The organism is Methylorubrum podarium (assembly GCF_022179745.1).
GTDB classification, from domain to species: domain Bacteria; phylum Pseudomonadota; class Alphaproteobacteria; order Rhizobiales; family Beijerinckiaceae; genus Methylobacterium; species Methylobacterium podarium.
Genome location: NZ_BPRD01000460.1, coordinates 1 through 7041 on the forward strand (window position 1 = coordinate 1; position 7041 = coordinate 7041).

7 protein-coding genes are annotated in these 7041 nt (G+C 69.6%); 5 read left to right on the forward strand and 2 right to left on the reverse strand.

Translation table 11 applies throughout. From position 1 onward, the window contains the following. Positions 1–136: 136 nt before the first annotated feature. Positions 137–661 carry a hypothetical protein gene (locus MFF42_RS20705; RefSeq protein ID WP_238257434.1) on the reverse strand — a complete coding sequence of 175 codons (525 nt, stop codon included), beginning with the start codon at positions 659–661 and terminating at the stop codon, positions 137–139. Between the two features lie 255 nt (positions 662–916). On the opposite strand from MFF42_RS20705, the gene argC reads away from it, so the two are divergent. Beyond that, a complete protein-coding gene (gene argC, locus MFF42_RS20710) occupies positions 917–1861 on the forward strand; it encodes an N-acetyl-gamma-glutamyl-phosphate reductase (RefSeq protein WP_238257435.1) in 945 nt (314 codons plus the stop codon). A gap of 864 nt (positions 1862–2725) precedes the next feature. Next, positions 2726–3250, forward strand: a complete 525-nt coding sequence (locus MFF42_RS20715; RefSeq protein WP_238257436.1) for a Ros/MucR family transcriptional regulator — start codon at positions 2726–2728, stop codon at positions 3248–3250. Between the two features lie 162 nt (positions 3251–3412). On the opposite strand, the gene MFF42_RS20720 is transcribed toward MFF42_RS20715, so the two are convergent. After that, the gene (locus MFF42_RS20720) at positions 3413–4417 is read right to left on the reverse strand and encodes an NUDIX hydrolase (protein ID WP_238257437.1); all 1005 of its coding nucleotides are present in this window, start codon (positions 4415–4417) and stop codon (positions 3413–3415) included. Positions 4418–4865: 448 nt separating this feature from the next. Between MFF42_RS20720 and thiE the strand changes: the two genes are divergently transcribed. The 3 genes from thiE to MFF42_RS20735 form a co-directional block, all read left to right on the forward strand. Further along, the gene (thiE, locus tag MFF42_RS20725; protein ID WP_238257438.1) at positions 4866–5603 is read left to right on the forward strand and encodes a thiamine phosphate synthase; all 738 of its coding nucleotides are present in this window, start codon (positions 4866–4868) and stop codon (positions 5601–5603) included. A gap of 40 nt (positions 5604–5643) precedes the next feature. Then, entirely contained in the window at positions 5644–6450 is an 807-nt protein-coding gene (thiD, locus tag MFF42_RS20730) for a bifunctional hydroxymethylpyrimidine kinase/phosphomethylpyrimidine kinase (RefSeq protein WP_238257439.1), read from the forward strand. A 177-nt stretch (positions 6451–6627) separates the two neighbouring features. Continuing rightward, positions 6628–7041, forward strand: a 414-nt coding sequence (locus MFF42_RS20735) for a helix-turn-helix domain-containing protein (RefSeq protein ID WP_238257440.1), incomplete at its 3' end; no start/stop codon positions are given.

Genomic DNA, 7041 nt, shown 5'->3' on the forward strand with positions numbered 1-7041 from the left:
CTGCACCACCCCCACCCCGAACCCCTCCCCACAAGGGGGGAGGGGACACGCCATGCTCCGACCGAAACGATCGGCCGGAAGCCGTGTCGGACCGGTCCTTAGGGCGGATGCCTCCGTCCTCGCCGGTCCGTACTTCTCAGGCGGAGAGAGCGCGCTCCAGTTCACCCTTGGTCATCTTCGAGCGGCCGGGAATGTCCTGCTTGCGGGCCTTCTGCATCAGCTCCGCCTTGGTGGCGCCGCTCCCGCCCTTATTCGAGGTCTTGCCGGTCTTGCGGGCGGAGGCCGCCTTTTTCGCCACGTCGGCGGGCTGCTTCGAGTGCTGCTGGCCCTTGGCGGAATCGGCGCGTTTCTTGGCGGTGGAGCGGCTATACTCGGAATCGGACAGCTTCTCGCGCGCCTTCTTGGGTAGGTAGCGCTCGCCGGTCTTGCCGCTCTCCTTGCCCGACTTCGTGTCCCACTCCTCGTCGGTCCATTGCTTGAGGTGGTTGTCGTCGGACTTCTTGCCGGCGTAGCCGCCGCCTTCCTTCTTGTACTCGCTGGTGGCCATCTGCGCCTTGCGGGCGGACCACTGGCCGGGCTTGCCGCCCTTGGAGGATTGCGTGACCTCCTTCTTCACCTTGTCCCACAGCTTCGGATCGGTCTTCTTCGCGGTTCCTGACATCGGTTTCGCCTCCTCAGCGACATTCGGCTGTCAACAGAAGGCGACATCCTGAGTTCCGGCCGCGCCGAACCTGTCCACCGACCGGCGACGTCCGCGAGCGGCCTGCCGCGCAATCGCCGGAGACGTTGACAGGGGAGGACGAAGCTTCCACCTCCCCGCCACCGGCGAATCGTGTTGCAGGACGTGCCCGGTGCGGGCGCGCGTCCGCGCCCTGTGTCAGAGCGGCCCGGATCGGGGCCGAGCGAGGATTTTGCGATGTCCGACGGCGTCAGCGCCCCGAAGGTGTTCATCGATGGCGAGGCCGGCACCACCGGTCTCGGCATCCGCGAGCGCCTGGAACGCGACGGCAGGGTGCGCCTCGTCAGCATTCCGCACGAGAGCCGGAAGGACGCGGGCGTGAAGCGGGCGATCTTGGAAGAGGTCGACCTCGTCGTCCTCTGCCTGCCCGACGACGCCTCCCGCGAGACCGCCGCCCTGGCCGACGGCCTGTCCGGGGGCGGCCCGAAGCTGCTCGATGCCAGCACCGCCCACCGCATCGCGCCGGGCTGGGTCTACGGTTTCGCCGAGATGGCGCCGGAGCAGGCCGACGCGATCCGCGGCGCGCGCCGGGTCGCCAATCCCGGCTGCTACCCGACCGGGGCGATCGCGCTGCTGCGCCCCCTGGTCGAGCGCGGCCTGATCCCGTCGGATCATCCGGTCAGCATCAACGCGGTGAGCGGCTATAGCGGCGGCGGCCGCAGCATGATCGAGAGCTACGAGCGCGGGGAGGGCGCCCCGTTCCAGCTCTACGGTCTCGGCTTCGGCCACAAGCACCTGCCGGAGATCGAAGCCTATAGCCGTCTGACCCGGCGGCCGATCTTCATCCCCTCCGTCGGCAACTTCCGGCAGGGCATGCTGGTCAGCATCCCGCTGCATCTCGGCGCCCTGCCCGGCCATCCGACGCCGGGCGACCTGGAGGAGGCGCTGGCCGACTGGTACGCGGACACCCCGCTGGTGAAGGTCGTGCGCGGCGCGGAGGAAGGCGCCCACCGCGAGCGCATCGAGCCGGAAGCCCTCAACGACACCGACCGGCTCGAATTGCGGGTCTTCGGCTCCGACAGCCACGGTCAGGCCGTGCTGGTCGGGCGCCTCGACAATCTCGGCAAGGGCGCCTCGGGGGCGGCGGTGCAGAATCTCGCCCTGATGCTCGGCCTCGACTGATCTCCGGCTCCATCCGGCCCGAGGATCGACGCGATCATCCGTTCCAGTGAAGGAGACCCGGCACGGTGCGGCTCGCGCGGTGCCGGGGCCGCATCATCATTGTGCGCTGGCAAAGCGAGGCGGGACGAGGCGACGCAAAGACCTGCGCGCTGAGCCGGGCCCGCTCAGCAACAATGCCGGAAAGCTTTGCAAGAACCGGCAGCCCATCGGCGGCACCAACCTGAGGTATCGCCACAGGAATACTGTCTCTAGGTTGCCGGAGTTCGCCCTCGCTGATCCGGAGCCCTCTTTATCAGCAAATAGATAGCACCTTCGGCGGTCGGCTCCCAATTATGGGCAACCGCCCTCCGTACTTCCGGTCGATCGAAGGGCACCTTCACCGATTCAGAACCGGAACAGCACGTTTTGATCCGGAGAAATCGCTCAGCTGATCCGATTCAAACGGAGGCAATCCACAGAAAATACGTAGCCATGCGGCAGGATGTCGCAATCAAAGGCCGTCGTCCGCGGCGATGCCTCTGCGGAGAGCAGCGCGCCGGCCCGTCTCCGCCGCCGACGATGGAAACTCCGGACGATGCGAAATTCCAACTCGTTGGCGCAACATCATCTTCCGAAAATCGACAGGCGCGTTCTTAACATTTGCAATATTTCGTGCCGCTCTTCCGGCTCAGCCGCAAGGTGGGCTCAATCGTTTTTTTCCGCAGCGTCGCATCGGCGATTTTTCCACTCGACCTGCACAGAAACGCGCGCGTCGCTCCATTTTCTTCGACCTGACTGCGCGCGAATTCAGTGGCGATGTCTTGCTCCTCCGCGGCTCTGAGCTTACCGTCTTCCAGGTAATCCTCCTGCACAGAAGATCGCGCCATGGAAACCAGTGAACAGGATGCGGAATCGGCCCGCCTCGTTACCCTCACGGCCGATGTCGTTTCTGCCTATGTCAGCAACAATCACGTCCAGAGTGCCGAGCTTCCGAAGCTTCTCGGGGAGGTGCACGAGGCAATCCGCTCCGTCACCATGAGCGGGCGCCCGTCCGCCGAGACCGGCCCGCCCAAGGCGACGCCGCAGGAGATCCGCAAGTCGATCAGCCACGACTTCCTGGTCAGCTTCGAGGACGGCAAGCCCTACAAGACGCTGCGCCGTCACCTCACCCTGCGCGGTCTCTCGCCGGAGCAGTATCGGGCGAAGTGGGGCCTGCCCAACGACTACCCCATGACCTCCGCGAGCTATTCGGAGCAGCGCTCCGAGCTGGCCCGGGCCCTCGGGCTGGGTCAGCAGCGCCGTCGGGCCGCCGAGCCCGAGGCCGCGCCCGAGCCGGTCGCCGCCGAGCCGGAGGCCGCCCCGGAGAAGAAGCGCCGCGCCCCGCGCCGCAAGAAGGAAGCCCAGGCCTGAGGCCAGGTAGGCGTCGATGATGGGGGCTCGGCGATGCCGGGCCCACCGGACGTTTCATGCCGTGGGCGGCTGATCACCTTGGGTTTGGCCCGACTCCGTCATCGCGAGGCGGAGCCGCGGCGATGACAAAGAAACGACCGAAGCGATTAACCGGATGGCGTGTCACACCGTCCGCCGCGACGGGGTGAGCCGTACGCCGGGCGCCGGGCGCTCCAGGAGAACCTCCCGGCGGAAGCGCACCAGTCGGGCCGGGCGTCCGGCATTGCCGCTGGTGAGCGCCTCGGTCTCCTCGACCAGCCCCTGCTGTGCCACGAGGCGGCGGAAGTTCTGCTTGTGCAGCCGCGTGCCCGAGAGCGCCTCGACCGTGCGCTGAAGCTGCAGCAGGGTGAAGGCCGGCGGCATCAGCTCGAACACGACCGGACGATACTTGATCTTGCCGCGCAGGCGGCCGATCGCGGTGGCGAGCACCCGGCGGTGGTCGTGCGCCATCGGCTGGCCGGTGATCGCGAGGTCGTCGGGCACGGCGGCGCCGTGCTGTCCCTTGGCCTCCGGGATCAGGCCGGCCTCGAACAGCAACTCGTAGCGCTCCAGCACCCGCTCCTCGTTCCAGGCGCCGCCGATGCCGAAGCTGAGGCCGACCCGGTCCTCGCGCAGGCGCCGGAGCTTCGGGTCGGAGGCGGCGGCGACCCAGGTCATCAGCCGCGGCTCGATCGCGGCGAGCGCCGGGGGCCGCCCCTCGCGAAAATCTTCCCAGGGCAGGTAGCGGTACCAGTTGCGCCACGCGGCCTCGGCGAGACCCGCCGGGCGCAGCTCGCGCACCAGGGCGAGATAGGCGACCGAGAGCAGGTGCACGCCGTGCTGCCCGCCCTCCCGGTCGCGGTCGCCGAAGGTGTAGAGCTGCTCGACATAGCCGAGGCGCTGGTGGGTCTGCTGCTCCACCCAGGCGCGAAGGCCCCGCTCCAGGGTGGCGTGCTCCGGCACCAGCGGGCCGGCGGGCAGGGCACTCTCGCGGCCCTTGGCCTGGCCGGCGACCTGCACGGTGAGCGCGCGCGGCTCCCCGTCCGTCGCCGCGACGATCACGGCGACGAGTCCCACCGAGGAAGCGCTGGCGGCGCGCCTCTCCTTGTCCGCCGCGGCGGCGGTCACACCCGGTTCGGCCGTGCTCATGTGTTCGTCGGCCTTCAGCCCCTCTCCTCGGGCATCCCCTCGGCGGCGGAAGCGGTTCCGGTTCTTGCGTCAGGGCAATCGCTCGAAAGCGATCACCCTGACTTTTGCCTCAGTCGCCGGCGCCCGCCTCCGCGGGCTCAGGCTTTCGCTCCGCTCGACGCTGCTCAGGACTGACGTCCTGACCAGCCCGCTCCGCGCGGCGCTCTTCGCGCCGCGAAGCCGCTCACACGGCTTCGAGCGATGGCCCTGCCTTTACCCCTTCGCTCTTGCCGGATCGGCCCCGGCACCGTCAACGGAGGCCGGGGCCTCATCCGCAGGAGGTTTCGATTGCAAGTGGTTTCCATGGCGCGTGCCGGCACGGTCGCCGCGGCGGGCCGATCCTGCTAGACGGGCGGAGGGTTTCAGCGCGGGGAGCGGCCATGGCGCTCGGACGGGACAGGGGGTCGGCATGAGCATCGGGGCAGGGCTCGGCACAGGGCTCAGTTCGTCCCGGCCGTCGGCGGGGCGCGCGGTGGACCTGCGCCTCTACGGCATCCTCGATGTCGGCGTGCTGGGTGAGGACTCGGCGGCGCTCGCCGCGCTCGCGGCCGAGGCCGTGGCCGGAGGCGCCACCCTGCTCCAATACCGCGACAAGGATCTCACCAGCGCCCGCGCGGCGCTGGCGCGGATCCGGGCGATCCATGCGGCGGTGGCGGGCCGGGCGCCGCTCCTCGTCAACGATCGGGTCGATCTCGCGCTCGCCGCGGGCGTCGAGGGCGTGCATCTCGGCCAATCCGATCTCCACCCGGAGGAGGCGCGCCGCCTGCTCGGGTCCCGCGCCGTCATCGGACTCACCGTGAAGACCGGTGCCCAGGCCGACGAGCTCTACCGGCTCCCCATCGACTACGCCTGCATCGGCGGCGTCTTCGCCACCACCAGCAAGGACAACCCGGACCCGCCGGTCGGCCTCGACGGGCTGCAGCGGATCGTGTTCCGCGCCCGGCTCGCCCGGGGCCAGGCCCTTCCGCTCGGCGCGATCGCCGGGATCGACGCCAGCAACGCGGCCTCCGTGATCCGGGCGGGCGCCGACGGGGTGGCGCTGATCGGCGCGCTGTTCAAGGGCGGCGCCACGGAGGCCAAGGCACGGGACCTGCTGGCGCGGGTCGATGAGGCGCTCGGGCAGCGCGGCGCTGCAGGATCAGGTTAGAAGAGGGCGATACCAGAAGAACAGACGACGGGAGACGCCCATGACTGCCATCGCCCTGACCATCGCCGGCTCGGATTCGAGCGGGGGCGCCGGCATCCAAGCCGACCTCAAGACCTTCGCGGCCCTGCACGTCTACGGCGCCAGCGTCGTCACCGCGCTCACCGCGCAGAACACCCGCGGCGTGCAGGCGATCCACGACGTGCCCGCGGACTTCGTCGCCGCGCAGATCGACTCGGTGTTCTCCGACCTCGCGGTCGGCGCGGTGAAGATCGGCATGCTCTCGCATCCCGCGACGATCCGGGCGGTGGCCGAGGGACTGCGGCGGCACGCCGCCGGCATCCCCGTGGTGCTCGATCCCGTCATGGTGGCCACCAGCGGCGACCGGCTGATCTCGCAGGAGGCCGTCGAGATCCTCCGCACCGAGCTGATGCCGCTCGCCGTCGTCGTCACCCCCAACCTGCCGGAGGCCGCGACCCTGCTCGACGAAGGGCAGGCGGAGCACGAGAACGAGGCGGTGGCGCAGGGGCGGCGGTTGCTGGCGCGCGGGGCGCGGGCGGTGCTGATCAAGGGCGGCCACGGCGAGGGCCGGGAGAGCGTCGATCACCTGATCGCCGCGGACGGGACCTTGCGCCGGTTCGCGGCGCCCCGCATCGAGACCCGCAACAGCCATGGCACGGGCTGCACCCTCTCGGCCGCCGTGGCGGCCGGGCTCGCCCGCGGCCAGGGGCTGACCGAGGCGGTGGGAACCGCGAAGACCTACGTCACGGCGGCGATCCGCGCCGCGGATTCGGTGCCCGTCGGCCACGGCCACGGCCCGCTCCACCACTTCTACGCGCTCTGGCGATAGCTCCGCGCCGGGTCGAAACCGGGCCTGCGGCCTCGTTTTGCGTTTGACAGATCAAACGCTCGTTCGGATAACGGAACGCCTTTCGGTGCCCCGCCCACGACTTCGTGATCCGATCCGCCCGCGAGGGTGTGGTCGGCGCGCGGATGGCGCGGCGGGCACTCTCACCGGACCGACGTGATGCAGGACATAGCGGCAAGCCTCGAGCGCGGACGGCCGAAGGATCTCGCCAGCGGTGCGCAGGTGCTCTCGGGCCAACTCGGCAAGACGATCCAGCGCCTGCGCAAGGCCTACAACCTTTCCCTCTCCGAACTCGCCGAGCAGTCCGGCGTGGCGAAGTCGATCATCAGCCAGATCGAGCGCAACGAGACCAACCCGACGCTCGCCACGATCTGGCGCTTGAGCCAGGCGCTCGACGTCTCGATCGAGCGGGTTCTTGCCACCTCCGACGAGGAGCCGTTCATCGAGCGCTTCTCCCGCGCCGACACGCCGCGGCTCGTCTCCGACGACGGCAAGGTGCGGCTCGCCATCATCGGTTGGATCAAGACCGTCGAGTGGCTGCAATGGTACGACGTCACCGCCGATGCCGGCGGG